This window comes from Bacillus sp. CH140a_4T, assembly GCF_008923725.1.
Classification (GTDB): domain Bacteria; phylum Bacillota; class Bacilli; order Bacillales; family Bacillaceae_G; genus Bacillus_A.
This window is the reverse complement of sequence record NZ_WBPF01000013.1, coordinates 735,262-753,559: the sequence shown is the minus strand read 5'-3', so window position 1 is coordinate 753,559 and position 18,298 is coordinate 735,262. Positions and strand designations below refer to the sequence as shown.

Annotated in this window: 17 protein-coding genes and 1 other annotated feature; of the genes, 14 read left to right on the top strand and 3 right to left on the bottom strand. The window is 36.2% G+C overall.

Going from position 1 to position 18,298, the window contains the following annotated elements; all coding sequences use genetic code 11:
• The first annotated feature begins 22 nt into the window (after nt 1–22).
• The 12 genes from spoVID to F8162_RS12610 all read left to right on the top strand — a co-directional run bounded on the left by spoVID (nt 23) and on the right by F8162_RS12610 (nt 13,213).
• A complete protein-coding gene (gene spoVID, locus F8162_RS12670; RefSeq protein WP_151633468.1) occupies nt 23–1,000 on the top strand; it encodes a stage VI sporulation protein D in 978 nt (325 codons plus the stop codon).
• A 62-nt stretch (nt 1,001–1,062) separates the two neighbouring features.
• On the top strand, nt 1,063–2,088 hold the full coding sequence (gene ysxE, locus F8162_RS12665) for a spore coat protein YsxE (protein ID WP_151633470.1): 1,026 nt from the start codon (nt 1,063–1,065) through the stop codon (nt 2,086–2,088).
• Nucleotides 2,089–2,210: 122 nt separating this feature from the next.
• Nucleotides 2,211–2,442: a binding site (T-box leader), on the top strand.
• 38 nt (nt 2,443–2,480) lie between these two features.
• On the top strand, nt 2,481–5,126 hold the full coding sequence (locus tag F8162_RS12660) for a valine--tRNA ligase (protein ID WP_151633472.1): 2,646 nt from the start codon (nt 2,481–2,483) through the stop codon (nt 5,124–5,126).
• A 92-nt stretch (nt 5,127–5,218) separates the two neighbouring features.
• Nucleotides 5,219–6,520 carry a bifunctional folylpolyglutamate synthase/dihydrofolate synthase gene (locus tag F8162_RS12655; RefSeq protein ID WP_151633474.1) on the top strand — a complete coding sequence of 434 codons (1,302 nt, stop codon included), beginning with the start codon at nt 5,219–5,221 and terminating at the stop codon, nt 6,518–6,520.
• 165 nt (nt 6,521–6,685) lie between these two features.
• On the top strand, nt 6,686–7,648 hold the full coding sequence (locus tag F8162_RS12650; protein WP_151633476.1) for a stage II sporulation protein B: 963 nt from the start codon (nt 6,686–6,688) through the stop codon (nt 7,646–7,648).
• Nucleotides 7,649–7,869: 221 nt separating this feature from the next.
• On the top strand, nt 7,870–8,445 hold the full coding sequence (locus tag F8162_RS12640) for a Maf family protein (protein WP_151633478.1): 576 nt from the start codon (nt 7,870–7,872) through the stop codon (nt 8,443–8,445).
• A 46-nt stretch (nt 8,446–8,491) separates the two neighbouring features.
• Nucleotides 8,492–9,118: a DNA repair protein RadC gene (gene radC / locus F8162_RS12635; RefSeq protein ID WP_151633480.1), complete on the top strand. Its 627-nt coding sequence runs from the start codon at nt 8,492–8,494 to the stop codon at nt 9,116–9,118.
• A gap of 240 nt (nt 9,119–9,358) precedes the next feature.
• On the top strand, nt 9,359–9,664 hold the full coding sequence (locus F8162_RS12630; RefSeq protein WP_371399460.1) for an ArsR/SmtB family transcription factor: 306 nt from the start codon (nt 9,359–9,361) through the stop codon (nt 9,662–9,664).
• Nucleotides 9,665–9,847: 183 nt separating this feature from the next.
• Complete coding sequence (locus F8162_RS12625; protein ID WP_151633484.1) at nt 9,848–11,233, top strand: FAD-dependent oxidoreductase; 1,386 nt, start codon at nt 9,848–9,850, stop codon at nt 11,231–11,233.
• An 80-nt stretch (nt 11,234–11,313) separates the two neighbouring features.
• Complete coding sequence (locus F8162_RS12620; protein WP_151633486.1) at nt 11,314–11,517, top strand: hypothetical protein; 204 nt, start codon at nt 11,314–11,316, stop codon at nt 11,515–11,517.
• A 26-nt stretch (nt 11,518–11,543) separates the two neighbouring features.
• Nucleotides 11,544–12,602, top strand: a complete 1,059-nt coding sequence (locus F8162_RS12615) for a flavin-containing monooxygenase (RefSeq protein ID WP_151633488.1) — start codon at nt 11,544–11,546, stop codon at nt 12,600–12,602.
• 122 nt (nt 12,603–12,724) lie between these two features.
• Nucleotides 12,725–13,213 (top strand): arsinothricin resistance N-acetyltransferase ArsN1 family A, encoded by a 489-nt coding sequence (locus F8162_RS12610; protein WP_151633490.1) that lies wholly within the window; start codon nt 12,725–12,727, stop codon nt 13,211–13,213.
• Between the two features lie 146 nt (nt 13,214–13,359).
• Here the strand turns inward: F8162_RS12610 and rnjA are convergent, their stop codons facing one another.
• The 3 genes from rnjA to F8162_RS12595 all read right to left on the bottom strand — a co-directional run bounded on the left by rnjA (nt 13,360) and on the right by F8162_RS12595 (nt 17,036).
• Nucleotides 13,360–15,027 carry a ribonuclease J1 gene (gene rnjA / locus F8162_RS12605; protein WP_151633492.1) on the bottom strand — a complete coding sequence of 556 codons (1,668 nt, stop codon included), beginning with the start codon at nt 15,025–15,027 and terminating at the stop codon, nt 13,360–13,362.
• Nucleotides 15,028–15,130: 103 nt separating this feature from the next.
• On the bottom strand, nt 15,131–15,550 hold the full coding sequence (locus F8162_RS12600) for a universal stress protein (RefSeq protein WP_151633494.1): 420 nt from the start codon (nt 15,548–15,550) through the stop codon (nt 15,131–15,133).
• Nucleotides 15,551–15,572: 22 nt separating this feature from the next.
• Entirely contained in the window at nt 15,573–17,036 is a 1,464-nt protein-coding gene (locus tag F8162_RS12595) for a SulP family inorganic anion transporter (RefSeq protein ID WP_151633496.1), read from the bottom strand.
• A gap of 180 nt (nt 17,037–17,216) precedes the next feature.
• On the opposite strand from F8162_RS12595, the gene F8162_RS12590 reads away from it, so the two are divergent.
• Nucleotides 17,217–17,759, top strand: a complete 543-nt coding sequence (locus F8162_RS12590; RefSeq protein ID WP_000904934.1) for a recombinase family protein — start codon at nt 17,217–17,219, stop codon at nt 17,757–17,759.
• A gap of 229 nt (nt 17,760–17,988) precedes the next feature.
• Nucleotides 17,989–18,297 carry a PadR family transcriptional regulator gene (locus F8162_RS12585; RefSeq protein WP_034642288.1) on the top strand — a complete coding sequence of 103 codons (309 nt, stop codon included), beginning with the start codon at nt 17,989–17,991 and terminating at the stop codon, nt 18,295–18,297.
• The last annotated feature ends 1 nt before the right edge of the window (nt 18,298 follow it).

Genomic DNA, 18,298 nt, shown 5'->3' with positions numbered 1-18,298 from the left:
TAGTTTGGGAGGGGGAAAAGAAGTGGCAACAGATCATTCATTACGTTTTTCATTAAAAGAATCTGTTTGGTTCCAAAAAGGACAGGAAGTCGAAGAACTTTTGTCAATTTCGTTAGATCCAGACGTTGAGATAGAAGAGCTTGATCATGAAGTTATCGTGAGAGGGCAATTAGATTTAACGGGAGAGTATGTTGCGCGGCAAGATGATTCGGCTTATTCATTAAGAGATCTATCGCCAGCGAAGTCAATTGATTATGTAGAAACAAGGGAAGATGGGGTTAATGAACTTGTTCATTCCTTCCCGCTTGAAATATCAATTCCGAGAAACCGTGTGAAAGTAATTGAAGAACTATATGTATCTATTGAGGAATTTGATTATGAATTAAAGGAAAATGGTTGCTTACAATTATTAGCGGATATATCTATCACTGGTTTATGTGATGAAGAAAGAATCGAGGATGAAGAGGAAGAAACGGCGTATGCTGAGTTAGAAGATGATTCAGTACAAGAGGATGAAAATAGACCTGCGCCGCACGTAGAAGAACCAGTCTATAAGGAATCAGATGAGTGGGAAGATTACGCATTTGAACCGTTCCAACTAGAAGAAAGAAAAGAGCAGGGAGTACAAGAAGAGGAAATAGAAGAACATGAATTTGTAGAGCGTGAAGAAGAGAAAGAAACAACGCCGCAATTTGAATTGTTTGGAAGAAAAGATTTCAAGAAAGAAAAAGCGAAAAAACAAGAAGAGCAAGAAGAAGAAACGTATTCACAGCGAGATGAAAATGCGCTGTATTTAACGAAATTATTTACGAAGGAACCGGAAGAAGAATTTACAAAGTTAAGAATGTATTTCGTGCAAGAAGGAGATACGATCGAATCTGTTGCAGAACGTTATGAAACGTCTGTACAAAACTTATACCGTGTCAATCAAACAGAAGATATATATTTAACTACAGGACAAATTATTTATATTCCTGTTTCAAGAGCAAAAACGAAATAAGTGAGTGTTTTCACTCACTTATTTTTCTAAAGGCTATGTTTTGAATAGAAAGGGTTATTCGTATGGATATGGAATTACGAAATCGCTATGAACCCATTGTAAGGCAATATAGATTGGATACACAGCATATGGAAGAGCACGGAAGTGTAACGAAAATTTACACGAATCAAGGTCCGTATGCGCTCAAGAAAATAGAAGGCAGGAAGTTAGAGCGGAATAACTTCCTGCATCATATTCAATATTTGAAGGAGAAAGGTTTTTCAAATTATGTACCTATATACCATGCGACGGATGGAAATTATATTTTAAGTGACGGGACGTATAATTATTATTTAATGCCTTGGTTAGAACGTGCGGAAGGCAACGGCGAGGATAATGATCAATACCATAAAATGTTTCAAACTCTCGGAACATTACATCAAAAAACGGTGAAAGAAGAAACGTATACAGAAGAAGATTTAGAAAAACATTATACAAATATATCCGATCGCTGGGAGAATGATGGTGAGATGTTAGAAGAGTTCCTCGTAGAATCTGAAGCGAAGTGGTATATGTCTCCGTTTGAATTGCAATATTGTACGTACTATCATCATGTAATGAGGGCGCGTGAGTTTGCAACGAAGCAATTAACTGAGTGGAACGATGCGATGAAAGAAAAAGAAAAAACACGTATTACTTTTGTGCATGGTAACGTATCACTTAATCATTTCTTATTTGATTATGAACGGAACGGCTATTTTATTAGTTTAGAAAAATCGAAGTTTGCAACACCCGTACAAGATATAGTAGGGTTTTATTCTCGGTCTTTAAACACGTATCCAATTGCGCGAAGTGATCGGTTTGAATGGTATCAAATGTACCAAAAAAATTTCCCTTTTACGAAAGAAGAGCAACTACTCATGTTTGCGTATATGACGTATCCATCGCAATTTATTCGGCAAATCCAGTCTTATAAGAAAAGAAGAGAGAGTCGTACTGAGGAAAATGAACTTCTCGGAGTAAAGAGCTTGCAACAATCGCATTGGCTCGTTAGCAATATAGAATATTTCCTTTCGCAATTACAAGCTGCCCAGCAAGGGAACGGATAAAAAGATAAGTAGTATCTCTACTTATCTTTTTTTTCGTTCGCTTGAAGAGACGTAGTATGAAATTTATCTTGACGAATAGGGTTTCGTTTTTTACACTATTGTATATAATAATTAACAATCATATAAATGCCTTGAAGGGGAAGAGTATAACAAGAAACGTCTTCAGAGAGGAGAATCATTAGCTGGGAGATTCTCTAGATAGTTATGTTAGAAGGTAGCCCTGGAGCATCTTTTCTGAACGGAATAGTTCTCATTAGGAAAAGACGGATTTGTCCGTTATCAAATTAAGAGTATAAGCAAATTCTGAATTTGTTTGTAAATAAAGGTGGTACCGCGATGTCCCTCGTCCTTTTTTGGATGAGGGGCATTTTTTATTTTAAGGAGGGAAAATAATGTCAAACACGGAAAAGAATTTACCAACTAAATATGATCATATGTCCGTTGAAGAAGGCCTTTATCAGTGGTGGCTAGAAGGCAAATATTTCGAAGCAACAGGAGACGAGAAGAAACAACCGTATACAATTGTAATTCCACCTCCGAACGTAACTGGTAAGTTACACTTAGGTCACGCTTGGGATACAACTCTTCAAGATATTTTAACTCGTACGAAGCGTATGCAAGGTTACGATGTATTATGGCTTCCAGGAATGGACCATGCGGGTATCGCAACACAAGCGAAAGTAGAAGGGAAACTTCGTGAAGAAGGTATTTCACGTTACGATCTTGGCCGTGAGAAATTCCTTGAAAAAGCTTGGGAGTGGAAAGAAGAATACGCTTCTCACATTCGTCAACAATGGGGGAAAGTTGGTTTAGGACTAGACTATTCTCGCGAACGTTTCACATTAGACGAAGGTTTATCTGATGCGGTTAATAAAGTATTCGTTCAATTATACGAAAAAGGCTTAATTTACCGTGGTGAATATATTATCAATTGGGACCCAGCAACACGCACAGCCCTTTCTGATATTGAAGTAATTCATAAAGAAGTTCAAGGTGCATTCTACCATATGAACTATCCATTAACAGATGGTTCTGGCCATATTCGTCTTGCAACAACTCGTCCAGAAACGATGCTTGGTGATACAGCAGTAGCGGTTCATCCAGAAGACGATCGTTACAAGCATTTAATCGGAAAAACAGTTACACTTCCAATCGTAGGCCGTGAGATCCCGATTATTGCTGATGAGTACGTAGAAAAAGATTTCGGAACAGGCGTTGTAAAAATTACACCAGCTCATGACCCGAATGACTTTGAAGTAGGTAACCGTCATGACTTACCACGTATCTTAGTAATGAACGAAGATGGATCGATGAACGAAAAAGCTGGTAAGTATAACGGTATGGATCGTTTTGAATGCCGTAAAGCGTTAGTGAAAGATTTACAAGAAGCGGGCGTATTAGTAGAAATCGAGCCTCATATGCATTCAGTAGGTCATAGTGAGCGTAGTGGTGCAGTTGTTGAGCCTTACTTATCAACACAATGGTTCGTAAAAATGGCTCCACTTGCTGAGAAGGCAGTAGCGCTTCAACAAAAAGAAGAAGAGAAAGTAACGTTCGTACCAGAGCGTTTCGAAAACACATATTTACGCTGGATGGAAAATATTCACGACTGGTGTATTTCTCGTCAATTATGGTGGGGACACCGCATTCCAGCTTGGTATCATAAAGAAACTGGTGAAGTATACGTAGGTACAGAAGAGCCAGCAGATATTGAAAACTGGAATCAAGATAACGACGTACTTGATACATGGTTCAGTTCAGCGTTATGGCCATTCTCAACACTTGGCTGGCCAAATGAAGATGCAGTAGACTTCAAACGTTACTATTCAACAGATGCACTAGTAACGGGTTATGACATCATCTTCTTCTGGGTATCTCGTATGATTTTCCAAGGTTTAGAGTTTACAGGCGAGCGTCCATTTAAAGATGTATTAATTCACGGTTTAGTTCGTGATGAGCAAGGACGTAAAATGAGTAAATCTCTTGGTAACGGCATTGATCCAATGGATGTTATCGAGAAGTACGGTGCAGATGCAATGCGCTATTTCTTATCAACAGGAAGTGCACCAGGTCAAGATTTACGTTTCAGCATGGAAAAAGTAGAATCTACTTGGAACTTCATTAATAAAATTTGGAACGCATCACGTTTCGTATTAATGAACATGGATGATATGAAGTATGAAGAAATCGATTTAACTGGTGAAAAATCAGTTGCGGATAAGTGGATTTTAACTCGCTTAAACGAAACAATCGAAAGCGTAACGCGTAACATGGATAAATATGAGTTCGGTGAAGCTGGTCGTTCATTATACAACTTCATTTGGGACGATTTCTGTGACTGGTACATTGAAATGGCGAAACTTCCACTATACGGTGAAGATGAAGCAGCTAAGAAAACAACTCGTTCAATTTTAGCTTACGTATTAGACCAAACAATGCGTCTATTACACCCATTCATGCCATTCGTAACAGAGAAGATTTGGCAACATTTACCGCATGAAGGCGAATCTATTACAGTAGCAGCATGGCCAACAGTTCGCGAAGATTTACAAGATACAGAAGCTGCGGCAGAAATGCACCTTCTAGTTGATATCATTCGCTCTGTTCGTAACATCCGTGCAGAAGTTAATACGCCAATGAGCAAAAAAGTTCAAATGCAAATTAAAGCAAAAGATGAGGATGTACTTGCTCAACTTACAAAAAACAGCTCTTACATTGAGCGTTTCTGTAACCCAAGCGAATTAATAATTCAAACGGATTTACAAGCGCCAGAAAAAGCAATGACTGCAATCGTATCAGGTGCAGAGTTATTCTTACCGTTAGCTGATCTTATCAATCTTGATGAAGAGAGAGCACGTCTTGAGAAAGAATTTGAGAAGTTCGACAAAGAAGTAGAACGTGTACAGAAGAAACTTTCAAACCAAGGTTTCGTAGCGAAAGCTCCTGCAGCAGTTATTGATGGAGAGCGTGCGAAAGAGCAAGACTACCTAGAAAAACGTGAAGCAGTTCGCCAACGTCTAGCAGATCTTGAAAAGTAAAATATTTTTTAGAGGCTCACTATATTGGTGAGTCTCTTTTCTTTGCGTATAATAGGAGTATGAAGGTTGTCTTTTGAAAGGAGAAAGCATACGTGATACATACATACGAAGAAGCGATAGGGTGGATTCATAGCCGATTGAAGTTTGGTATTAAACCGGGATTAGAAAGAATGAGATGGATGCTAGAAGAACTCGGAAATCCAGAGCGTCACATTAAATGTGTTCATCTTGCTGGTACAAATGGAAAAGGTTCAACGTTAACATATATGCGCTACATGTTAGAAAACGCAAAGTATAAGGTAGGGACATTTACCTCTCCGTATATCGAAACATTTAACGAACGTATTAGTGTGAACGGGACACCAATTGCAGATGAAGAGATTACTGAACTTGTAAAGATAGTAAAGCCAATCGTTGAAAAACTAGATGAGACGGATTTAGGGGAAGCGACTGAGTTTGAAATTATTACTGTTATGGCAATTTGTTATTTCGGTAAAGTTAATTTCTGTGATGTTGTTTTATTTGAAACAGGGCTTGGAGGGCGCTTTGATTCTACGAATGTTATTCATCCTGTTCTCACGATTATTACAAATATCGGCCACGATCATATGCATATTTTAGGGAATACACTAGGAGAAATTGCATATGAAAAGGCGGGGATTATTAAGTCTGGTGTTCCAGTTATTACTGGTGTACAAGATGAGGAAGTATTGCAAGTCATTCAAAAGGTTGCAAAGGAAAATCATGCAAACTTATACGAGATAGGGAACCACTTTACAGCGTTACATAAACAGTCTAGCGAAGATGGAGAACAGTTCGATTTCACTTGTCCTTTCGCCTTTTTTGAAGATGTGCGAATCTCGATGAAAGGCAGTCATCAAGTAGGAAACGCAGCACTTGCGCTTATGGCAGTCATGTATGTGAAAACATATTTATCATTTTTAATTGAGGAAGAAGAAATCAGAACGGGATTACAGGAAGCGTACTGGGTTGGGCGCTTTGAAAAACTGCAAAGTAAGCCAGATATTATTATAGATGGTGCTCATAACCCAGAAGGTATCGAAAGTCTTGTGAAAACGGTAGAATCACATTACAAAGATAAAAATGTAATAGTTTTATTTACTGCCCTTGGTGATAAACAATTGCATAATATGGTAGGTCAATTAGAAACCGTCGCCGATGAAATTATTTTTACAACATTCGCATTTGATCGTGCTATTTCAGCAGTTCAGCTTGCATCGTATTCAAAGAAAGAGTCAAAATTAGTTTTTGAAAATTGGAAAGAGGCAATTGATACGAAGGTTGAAATGATTGGAGAAAATGATGTTTTTATCATAACTGGTTCTCTTTATTTCATTTCGGAAGTTCGAAAATATATTCGCGAGAAAAACTAGATAGTCTTTGCTATCTAGTTTTTTTGTTCTACAAATGAAGTCAAATGCATACATATAAGATAAATATATAGGGTTATTTGGCGAATTCCTCTGACAAATATCTCGTTTTTTTGCGAAGTGAATATGATATGATGCGGACAACGATAAGAGGTGAGGTGTGAGTGTATGGACAAGCAATCACGAACGATCTCAGTGAAAGTGAATGGAACAGAAGCGAAGTATGAGGAGAAGAAGAAAGATGAATTTGAATGGATGGTAGTAGAAAGTGAAAGACCGAAAAACGTTGTTCCGTTTCAAAAAGCGAAATTAATGTCTACGGAAAAAAAACGAAAGAAGTGGAGCAATACGTTAATTGCAATCGTTGCAACTGCGATTGTTATCGGTACGGCGTTTGGGATGGGAATGCTACAGTTACTTACAGGGCAGGGGGCGACAGGAGGAAGCGGAGTAACAGCTTCGAAGCAGATACAAAATGAAGAATCAAAGGTGGGTGGAACGGCGGAACAAACACCAGCACCGAATGAGGAAAAACAAAAAGCACAAACAGGAACGTCATTAGATCCAATGAAATTATTTTATGTTCAAGGAGGGGTTTATTCTTCCGAAGAAAAGGGACAGGCCGCTCTTGAAGAGTGGAAAGGTAATGGAGGCGTTGCAGCTTTAAAACCGAGCGGTGATAAGTATGCATTAGTTGTTGGTATTGCTGGCGATGAACAGGGCATAAATCAATTAATGACGCAGTATAAAAATGATAATGTCTCCGTATTGAAAAAGAACTGGGATATAACAGATAAAGCGTTACTTAAAGAGGATAAAGAAGTTGGTGCGTTCTTAACAAAAGTACAGCCATTATATACTCATTTAGCAAAATATGCTTCTAGCGTACAAGCTAGTGCAAAAAGTAATGCAAAAGATATAGGTGGGATTGAAAAAGAGTGGAAAGCAATTGAAAAAGAAGGGAAAAGTATGAAGCAGGAAGAAGCAAAGAAATTGTATATGTATACGTCAGTAGCTGTACAAACAGTGAAGGATGGAAAAGGTGATAAGGAATCTTTGGCGAAATTAAATCAAGTTATTATTGATGGTATACTTTCATATGAAAAAATTGTTTCCCAAAAGGTGAATTAATAGGATAATGAAATGACGAAGGAAGAAGTATAGGTACTTCTTCCTTTTCTTATGAATTTAGAGCAAAGTGCTTTCTCTATGGCAGGACTATAATCGTATTTTAGTAAAGAAGTATTATTTTGCTTAGAGAAAATAATATTTCTATCATTTGTGGACAAACTATTCCTTTGATACGATTGATATAAATTGTTCTGCTTCATGTGAGAAAGGAAGGAGAAAATATGAGAAAAATTATTTTAGCTTCAGGATCACCTCGCAGGAAGGAATTGCTTGAGTTAGCTGGTGTACCATTTAAAATCGTTGTAAGTGAAGTAGAAGAGACGATTGGTGCGTACTCATCACCTTCGGATATCGTTATGTCCCTTGCCCTGCAAAAAGCATCTGCGGTAGCAGAAACGAATAGTGATCACGTTGTGTTAGGTGCAGACACAATTGTTACGTATGATTCGCGTGTTCTTGGAAAGCCTTCTAATGAGGCTGAGGCGAAAGAGATGTTACAATTATTATCAGGGAAAACACATGAAGTGTATACTGGTGTAGCAATTATAGCAAAAGATAAAACAGTCACTTTTTATGAGCGTACAGAAGTTACGTTTTGGGAATTAACAGAAGAGGAAATTGACGCATACGTTGCATCAAAAGAGCCTCTTGATAAAGCAGGAAGTTATGGAATTCAAGGTAAAGGATCTATTTTTGTTCAACATATTCAAGGGGATTACTATAGTGTAGTCGGTTTACCAATTTCACGTCTTGTTCGGGAATTAAAACAATTTAATAATGATATAACCCATGCGTAAAATTGCATGGGATTTTCTTTGAGAGAACAAATAAAGGGGTGGAGAAATGAACGGTATTCGTGATGTTGCCAAAGAAGAACAGCCACGGGAGCGTTTATTGTTAGAAGGAGCTGGAAGTTTATCGAATCGGGAGCTTCTTGCAGTGTTACTCAGAACAGGTTCTAAAGAAGAAACAGTTTTAAAGTTATCAGATAAAATTTTACATCACTTTGATGGTTTGCGTATGTTGAAAGATGCAACGTTAGAAGAGCTTGTCAGTATACATGGTGTTGGCATTGCGAAGGCAACCCAGCTTATAGCTGCTTTTGAACTCGGTAGAAGAATGGTACGTTTAGAATATCAAAATAGATACAGCATTCGAAGCCCAGAAGATTGCGCGAGATATATAATGGAAGAAATGCGCTTCCTACAGCAGGAGCATTTTGTATGTTTATATTTGAACACAAAAAATCAAGTTATACATAGGCAAACGATTTTCATTGGAAGTTTAAACACATCAATTGTACATCCAAGGGAAGTTTTTAAAGAAGCATTCCGCCGTGCAGCAGCCTCTATCATATGCCTTCATAACCATCCCTCAGGAGACCCCACGCCGAGCCGAGAAGATATTGAAGTGACAAAACGGTTAGTAGAATGCGGCCAGATTATCGGAATTGAAGTTTTATTATCTTAATAAAAAATATAGGGCAAAATTATATTGGAGCTGAAAATACTCATGTATCTAATTTTTGCCCTATGCTATTTTAAAATTTGTTGTAAGTACTTTAAAGTATACCTTTACAAACGCATCGTTTTTAGAAAGTAATTTAATCAATTTTTTTTGATTTAACAATTGTAAAACTGTAAACATCAGCATATAATAAAAACATCAAGAAAATTTGATTTAAGGAGAAGACCTATGAAAGAACTAGCAATGTATAATCAATTAACTAACCAATCATTTGAGACATACGAAAAAAAGTTCAAAGCATTGGCAGATCAAAGAAGGCTACACATCTTATACGAATTGTGCCAACGTGGGGAAACTTGTGTCTGTGATTTAACAGGTGTTCTCGGTTTACCACAATCAAAGCTTTCATATCATTTAAAACTTTTACTTGATGCAAATCTCATTACAAAAGAGACAAAAGGAACATGGAGTTACTATAACATTAATAAAAAAGAAGTAGACGCACTATTATCTGAGCAATTATGCTGTATATTTCGTCCCATGTCATAACTTTGATTGGGACGAAATAGTGTATTAATATATATTTAATCAATTTTTCTTGATCAATATAACATTTTGATAAGTGATTAAACTTGAATAATCATTCTGGATTTTAAATCAATTTTTTTTGATTTAAATAATCCAATTAAGGGACTATACTTACAATTTCAGCTAAAATAAGGAGGATTTTTTATGAAACCTATTCAACTTTCATTCAAAGTACAAGAGTGTTGCGGAACGGAAAATCAAACATTACAAAACAATATTGGTATGCAGAGATTAAAACAGTTACCAATAGCCATTATTGGGGGCGGACCCGTAGGGTTGGCAGCGGCAGCACATTTAGCAAAACATGGTGAATCATTTATCTTATTAGAAGCTGGAGAAAAAATAGGGTCAAACATTCGTACATGGGGCCATGTACGGTTATTCTCACCTTGGCAATATAACATAGATAAAGCAGCTCTAGCTCTTCTTGAACAACATGGCTGGGAATCACCAGACATAAACGCATTACCAACAGGAAGAGAAATTGTAGAACAATACTTACAACCGCTTGCGAACCTTCCAGAAATTAAACCATTTATCCATTTGAATACTAAAGTACTATCTATAGGTAAGAAAGATACAGATAAAATGAAAACAACGAATCGTGAAAAAATGCCATTCATGATCTATACAGAAAAAGAAGGTGTACTTCAAGTTTATGAAGCTAGAGCAATATTAGATGCTTCAGGTACGTGGGGAAATCCAAATCCGGCAAATTCTAATGGTATCTGGTTGAAAGAAGAGCAATCCCTTAACGAGCATATTTTTTATGGTATTCCAGATATATTAGGAAACGAACAAAAGCGATATGCCAATAAACATGTAGCTGTTGTTGGAAGTGGTCATTCTGCAATCAATGCTCTATTGGAGTTGGCAAAATTAAAAGAATCTTATCCAGGAACTAAGATTGTATGGATTATGAGAAAGCAACGTGTGGAAGAAGCATACGGGGGAGAGGAAAAAGATGCTCTTGAAGCACGCGGAACCTTAGGTAGCCGCATTCATCAATTGGTTGATGAGGGAATCGTGGAAGTAATGACACCATATAAAATTCAATACGTAGTTAGTACAAAAAATGGAATGGACATTGTAGGTCATCAGGATGAGGAAGAAATAAAAATTACAGATATCCAAGAGATGATTGTAAATACAGGAAATCGCCCTAACTTATCTATGATAAGTGAAATACGTACTTCTATTGATACTGCTACTGAAAGTGTAGGTGCTTTAGCACCGCTAATCGATCCTAACCTTCATAGTTGTGGCACTGTTCGCCCCCATGGTGAAAAAGAGCTTCGACATCCAGAGAAAGATTTCTATATTGTAGGTTCAAAAAGTTATGGAAGAGCGCCTACATTCCTTATGGCGACAGGCTATGAACAAGTTAGATCTATAGTTGCTTACCTTACTGGTGATTATGAGGCAGCTGGAAAAGTAGAACTAGATTTGCCAGAGACTGGTGTTTGTAGTGTGAATGTAAAGCCTAATAAAGTAGATGATTCATGTTGTGGTACAGAACCTTGTTGTTAAGGAGACTGACTGTAAGGAGTAGTAATTTTATATTACGCCTCCTTACAGAAGAATTAAGTTTGAAAGGAGAACACAATAAAATGATTATTAATCATGCGGGTAATTTAAAAAAAGACTATTTTTTATCCTATATAAGGTTAATAATGAATGCCCACCAATGTAATGTTGAAGATGCAAAGGATTATGTTTTTCAAAGTATGTTCAGACTCAAAAAAAACAGTTTAGGAAAGAAAACTTATCAGAGTTTCCTTGAAGCGTATCAAGAATTGAAACAATCTAATTAAATAAGTAAATCAGAGGTGGGATAAAGATGAAAGAAATATTAGATTCCATTGTAATTGGAGGCGGGCAAGCTGGTCTTGCGTCTGGTTATCACCTTCAAAAAAAAGGATTACAGTATTTAATATTAGAAGCGAGTGAGAGAATAGCTGGGTCTTGGCCTTACTATTATGACAGTCTTAAATTGTTTTCTCCCGCACGTTTTTCATCGTTACCTGGTATGCAATTCCCAGGTCATCCTGATGATTATCCCACGAGGAACGAAGTAATTGGTTACTTGCAAAATTATGTGGACAATTTTCAGCTACCAGTTATGTTAAATCAGCGAGTAGAATCTGTAGAAAAAGAAGACGAAATATTTAAAGTTCTAACAGGGTCTGGAGAGATATTTCAGGCTAGAACTATTATAAATGCAACTGGTTCTTTTCACAGTCCGTCTAATCCGATAATAACGGATCAAGAGAAATTCAAGGGGAATATTATACATTCGGCTATGTATCGGAGTCCGAATCATTATATTAATCAAAGAGTAGTGGTGGTGGGGCGGAGAAATTCAGCTGTCCAAATTGCGCTCGAACTGGCCGATGTAAGTAAAGTATCTTTAGCTGTACGAAAGCCTGTTCAACTTATGAAACAAAAAGTGTGGGGGAAGGACTTACATTTTTGGCTTAAGGTATTAGGCATAGATACCTTTCCGTTTTGGCGATTTGGAAAAACAGCACCGAGTTCAGGTGGAGTCATCGATTTAGGTGATTACAAGGAACGATTAGCTAGGGGGAATCCAGATCAAAGGCCTATGTTTACATCTTTTTACACTGATGGTGTAGTTTGGCCTGATGGGAAGAAGGAGCCAATCGATACGGTCATTTTTGCAACGGGCTATCATCCTAATCTCTCTTACTTCAATGCTATTGGCGCACTGGACTCAGAAGGAAGACCACTACAAATAGGTGGTGTAAGTACAGAAGTTCAAGGGGTATATTATGTTGGTTTGGAAGGTCAACGTTCGTTTTCTTCTGCAACATTAAGGGGAGTTGGGGCGGATGCTAAATTTGTTGTGAGAAAGCTAATAAGCTACTTAGAAAAATGAATGTATTAGAGAATGAAAGTAACACCATGACTTACTGGGGATTTGGTTAATATTCCTTTTAAATTCCGTAACTTAAGTCCAAAATCAAAAGTAGGGTAAGGGAGATTTAGGAGGAGGTAAGTATGAAGATTAGAAAAGCAACCGAAAAAGATGTACGAGAAATTACGACTATTTATAATGAGGGTATCGAGGATCGTATTGCAACTTTAGAGACAGAAATAAAAACAGATAAATATGTGATGGAATGGCTATTTCAACGAGAAAAAAGATATTCAGTAATTGTCATGGAAGAGAATTCTCATATCGTTGGCTGGGCTTCCATTAATCCATATAGTCATCGATGCGCCTACCGTGGAGTAGGAGAATTATCTATATACATAAAAAGAGAATATAGAGGGAAAGGTTTGGGACAGAATTTACTTTTAGCTTTAGAAAAAAATGGACAGCAAAATGAATTTTATAAATTTGTTTTATTCACTTTTTCTTTTAATAATCTTGGTCAAGGGTTATATCGTAAAATGGGTTATCGGGAAGTAGGAGTGTTTGAAAAACAGGGGATCATGGACGGAGAGCATGTCGATGTTATGATTATGGAAAAATTATTAGGCTAATATTGCAATGATTTCAAATCCAAGATCAAAAACCAGTGATGTCACTTAATCACTGGCTTTTGATTTTTATTAATTTAGTATCTTAATAGTTTAGAACCGGAATTGTTGGCATTCTTAAAAATAAAGTATTAATGAATGTTTTCTTTCTAAACTTCCATAATGATAGGAAGAAGCATTGGACGACGTCCGGTTTTGGAATATAAGAATGGACTTAATACGTCTACAAGTGTTTGTTTTATTTGTGCCCAATTTATTATCCCTTCATTTAGTAAATTACATATACACTCTTCTACAATCTCTTCTATTTTCTTCATGAGTTCTTCTGATCCACGCATATATACGAATCCTCTTGTAACAATTGCTGGCTGAGATACTAATCGCTTTTGTTTACAATCTAAATTCAGGCTTATAATAATGATTCCTTCTTCAGATAGAATTCTACGGTCACGTAAAACAATGTTTCCAATATCACCTATACCACTCCCATCAACATACACAGCTTGAGAAGGGATGGTTTTATTACTAATTCTAGCTTCTCCTTTGGAGATTTCTAGTACTTGCCCATTGTCCATAACAAAGCAATTTTCTATAGGTACACCACATTCTACAGCTAATTCTACATGCTTTTTTAACATACGGTATTCTCCATGAATAGGCATGAAATATTTTGGCTTTAAAAGTGAGAGCATCAATTTTTGTTCTTCTTGTGCTCCATGGCCAGATGTATGAATATCACTTATTTTGTGATGAATTACATTTGCACCTACTCGATATAGTTGATTAATATTTCTGTTAACGCTTAACACATTCCCTGGAATCGGAGAGGAAGAAAGGACAACCGTATCCCCTGGAATAATTTGAATTTGTCGGTGATTACTATATGCAATCCTTGATAATGCAGCCAGTGGTTCCCCTTGGCTTCCTGTACATATGATAGTTACTTGATGACTGGGAATATGATTGATTTCATGTACACCAACGAATATGTCCTCTGGAGCTTGGATATATCCTAAGTTTCTTCCTATTTGAATTGTTTTTTCCATACTTCTTCCTACAACTGCAATTTTACGATTATACAAAATAGAAGCCTCTACAACCTGTTGTAATCTGTGAACGTTAGATGCAAAAGTGGCAAATAAGATACGTCCCTGAGCCCCTGAAAAGATTTCCTTTACAGACTGCCCAACCTTTTTTTCTGACATTGAAAAGCCAGGAACTTCACTATTTGTACTGTCGGATAGTAAACACAATACACCTTCTTTTCCGATTTCAGCAATTTTGTGTAGGTTCGCCTCTGTACCAACGGGTGTAAAATCGAATTTGAAATCACCAGTATGTACAACATTTCCATTTGGAGTGGTGACTACTATACCAAATGCGTCAGGAATACTATGTGTTGTTCGGTAAAATCGTACTTTCGTGTGTTGAAATTCAACTTCTGTTTCATCCAATATATTTCTTATTTCAACATGGCGGATACTATGTTCTTCAAATTTACTTTTAATTAATGCTGCAGCTAGTTTCCCAGCATATATCGGTACTTGTATGCGTTTAAATAGAAAGGGAACCCCGCCAATGTGATCTTCATGTCCGTGTGTGATGAATAATCCTTTTATTTTGTCTTTATTTCTTTCTAGATACGTATAATCAGGTATAACATAATCAATACCTAATAGTTCAGATTCAGGAAATTTAAATCCAGCATCTACAATGATGATTTCATCTTCATACTCAATGACATACATGTTTTTCCCAATTTCTCCAAGGCCACCTAAAGCAAAAATCTTTGTTTTTCCACTTTGTAGTGTTTTCATGTGCCAACTCCTTATATATTAAAATATTTCAAGCTTCCTTTATGATAAAAATTCCTGATTTTGAATAAGAAATTTCAAAATCAGGAATCATACAAAAAATATATTATTTTACAATCAGCACAGGGCATTGAACTCTTTTAGCTACTTTATGGCTCACACTACCAAGTACCATTTCTTGCAACGCATTGAGTCCCCGACTACCAAGTACCACTAATTCGAAATGACCTTTATTCGCATGGTCTACAATGGTTGGACCTGGTTCACCATGTAATATTTTAACTTCATAAGAAATACGATTTGCTTTTAATTTTTCCTCAATTGGTAAAAGTCTCTTACGACGGGATAACTCTAATTCTTCTTTCCCTTGTGCATGAATAACTTCATTCTTTGCTTTTGCATAATCGACTACAAATACAATTTCAACTGTGCATCCGCTAGATAAGGATGCAATTTTCATTGCTTCTTGAGTAGCACATAAGGAATGTTCAGAGCCATCTACAGCTAATAGGATTTTTTTATACATATTTTCCACTCCTAATCATGAATTAATGTGAAGAAGCTTTTCTATTTGGGTTATTATATACTGCTAATTTTTCTACGAGTTTCTTACTAGAAGAATTTAAGTTTTTAATGGTAACAATATTTTGATTTTCTTGGTACTTAATAACCACTTTGTCGATAGCTCCGACTGCTGAATCATCCCAAATATGGGTATTTGAGAAGTCAATGACAATGCTTCTATTTTTAATATTGAAATCAAAGGATTCTACGAATCCTTCTACAGATGCAAAGAATAATTGACCATCCACATCAAATATCATATTTGAGCCATCTGGTTGTTTTGTAACTTTTATTTTTGAGATTTTAGCAACAAAGAATATAGCACTTAGTAATACACCAGCAATTACACCTTTTGATAAATCGTGTGTTGCAACGACAATAATAACTGTTACTAACATAACTGCTGCATCACTTCTTGGAGCTTTTACTAAATATGAGAATGAAGACCAATCAAATGTACCAATAGAAACCATAATCATAATACCTACTAGAACAGGCATTGGGATTTGTACAACTAAATCTCCTAATACGATGATGAGAAACATTAAAAATAATCCTGCAATTAGCGTAGACAATCTACCACGTCCACCCGATTTTACGTTGATTACAGATTGCCCAATCATTGCACAACCTGCCATACCACCAAAGAAACCATTGATAACATTGGCAATTCCTTGTCCTCTTGATTCTTGATTTTTATTGCTATCGGTTCCAGTCATATCATCTACGATAGATGCTGTTAGTAAAGATTCTAATAATCCTACAATTGCTAACGCAATTGAATAGGGGAAAATAATTTGTAGTGTTTCAAACGTAAATGGTACGTCTGGAATAAAGAACGATGGTAATGTTCTTGTAATTGCTCCCAAGTCACCGACAGTTCGTAAGTCTAAATGCATATAAATCGCAACAGCTGTTAATAATACAATCGCTATCAATGGAGCTGGAATGGATTTAATAAATCGCGGTACGATATAGACAATTGCTAATGTAATTGCCACAAATACATATGTCAGATTGGAAATGCCAATCAAATGTGGTACTTGAGCCATAAAAATTAAAATTGCTAAAGCATTAACAAAACCAATCATGACAGCACGTGGGATAAATTTCATTAATCGTGCTACTTTACATACACCAAAAATAATTTGTATAACACCAGTTAAAATTGTTGCTGCTAATAAATAATTTAGCCCGTGCTCTTTTACTAAAGGAACCATAAGTAATGCCATTGCACCGGTTGCTGCTGAAATCATTCCAGGACGACCACCTACAAAGGCAATAATAACTGCAATACAAAAGGATGCATATAATCCCACCATCGGATCTACACCTGCAATAATGGAAAATGCGATTGCCTCTGGAATTAATGCTAGTGCAACTACAATCCCCGCAAGGATATCAGCTCTAACATTTGAGAACCATTCTGCTTTTAATTTTTCTACCACTGTTTTATACACCTCATATCATTTATTTTGTGGCTTTTAAGTCTCATAAAAGCCGCGTTCACGATTTAATAAAAACAGTCTAACACTTATCGTCCCAAAAAGGAACCTTTTTGATACTAATATTACAACTCCAAGTTATGGTATGATAAAAGAAACATCTAAATTGTTAGGAGAGCATGTATGTTAATCGGATATATGAGACCATATCAAGATGACTTGAAATGTGAAGAACAACTTAAAAGCTTAGAGAAATATAATTGTACGATGATTATCTCAGAGGAACATTCATCGGCAAAAAAAAGAGTACAACTTAAAAATATGATAGATAACCTAAAACAAGATGATAAAATTGTTGTTACAAAACTTTTCACATTAGCTGATTCAACACGTCATCTTGTTGAGTTATTACAAGTCATTGATAATAAAGGTGCTTACATTTACTTTGTTCAAGAAGATATTGATACCAGTAATGCAAATGGGTATCATTTTGGAGATATTGTAAAACATCTTGTAGATTTTCAAAGTGATGTAATTAGTGAAAAAACGAAGAAAGGATTGTATGAAGCGAAACAAAAGGGAGTTACAACAGGGCGTCCTAGAAAGCCTGATGAAAATGTGAAACGTGCGATTGTTATGTATCAAAGTGGTGACTATAGTTTAGCTGAAATACGAGAAGAAACTGGAATCAGCAAATCAACTTTATATAGATATTTAGAAAATTGAATAAGAAATTTTAATCATGAAAAAGTCACTTTCCTGTACGCTGAGGAAAGTGACTTTTTGATTATCTTTGAACGTATTACGGATGAATGTTCAAATAATACGGAATCATTACTTTGTAAAGGCTTTGTAAATTATTTTATAATCAATTGAAAAAGTGATATGCCAATGATAAATTAATAACGAAGTTCGATATTGCTTTACGATTTTGATGCTATAGGAGGGGGAAAACTTGGAGGATAAATTATTAAGAAAGTTATTTTTAGGATTTATCCAAATCCACATTTTACATCATGCTAAGGAACATCCTATTTTTGGTGCATGGATGTTAGAAGAACTGAGGGAACATGGATATACTATAAGTCCTGGTACTTTATATCCTATTCTACATGCAATGGAAAGTGATGGTCTTTTAAATAAAGAGGATCGTAATGTAGCTGGGAAAATTAGAAAATATTATACAGCTACCGAAAAAGGGCAAGATGTTCTAGTGGAAGCACGAAAGAAAGCATACGAACTTTTTAAAGAAATTAAAGACTAAT

Bases quoted from the DNA above. Each gene is read 5' to 3' on its own strand.
- F8162_RS12640 (WP_151633478.1), top strand. From the start codon at position 7,870: ATGAGAAAAATTATTTTAGCTTCAGGATCACCTCGCAGGAAGGAATTG.
- F8162_RS12600 (WP_151633494.1), bottom strand. From the start codon at position 15,550: ATGTATAAAAAAATCCTATTAGCTGTAGATGGCTCTGAACATTCCTTA.
- F8162_RS12660 (WP_151633472.1), top strand. From the start codon at position 2,481: ATGTCAAACACGGAAAAGAATTTACCAACTAAATATGATCATATGTCC.
- F8162_RS12620 (WP_151633486.1), top strand. From the start codon at position 11,314: ATGATTATTAATCATGCGGGTAATTTAAAAAAAGACTATTTTTTATCC.
- rnjA (WP_151633492.1), bottom strand. From the start codon at position 15,027: ATGAAAACACTACAAAGTGGAAAAACAAAGATTTTTGCTTTAGGTGGC.
- F8162_RS12630 (WP_371399460.1), top strand. From the start codon at position 9,359: ATGTATAATCAATTAACTAACCAATCATTTGAGACATACGAAAAAAAG.
- ysxE (WP_151633470.1), top strand. From the start codon at position 1,063: ATGGATATGGAATTACGAAATCGCTATGAACCCATTGTAAGGCAATAT.
- F8162_RS12615 (WP_151633488.1), top strand. From the start codon at position 11,544: ATGAAAGAAATATTAGATTCCATTGTAATTGGAGGCGGGCAAGCTGGT.
- F8162_RS12610 (WP_151633490.1), top strand. From the start codon at position 12,725: ATGAAGATTAGAAAAGCAACCGAAAAAGATGTACGAGAAATTACGACT.
- F8162_RS12590 (WP_000904934.1), top strand. From the start codon at position 17,217: ATGTTAATCGGATATATGAGACCATATCAAGATGACTTGAAATGTGAA.
- F8162_RS12625 (WP_151633484.1), top strand. From the start codon at position 9,848: ATGAAACCTATTCAACTTTCATTCAAAGTACAAGAGTGTTGCGGAACG.
- F8162_RS12650 (WP_151633476.1), top strand. From the start codon at position 6,686: ATGGACAAGCAATCACGAACGATCTCAGTGAAAGTGAATGGAACAGAA.
- radC (WP_151633480.1), top strand. From the start codon at position 8,492: ATGAACGGTATTCGTGATGTTGCCAAAGAAGAACAGCCACGGGAGCGT.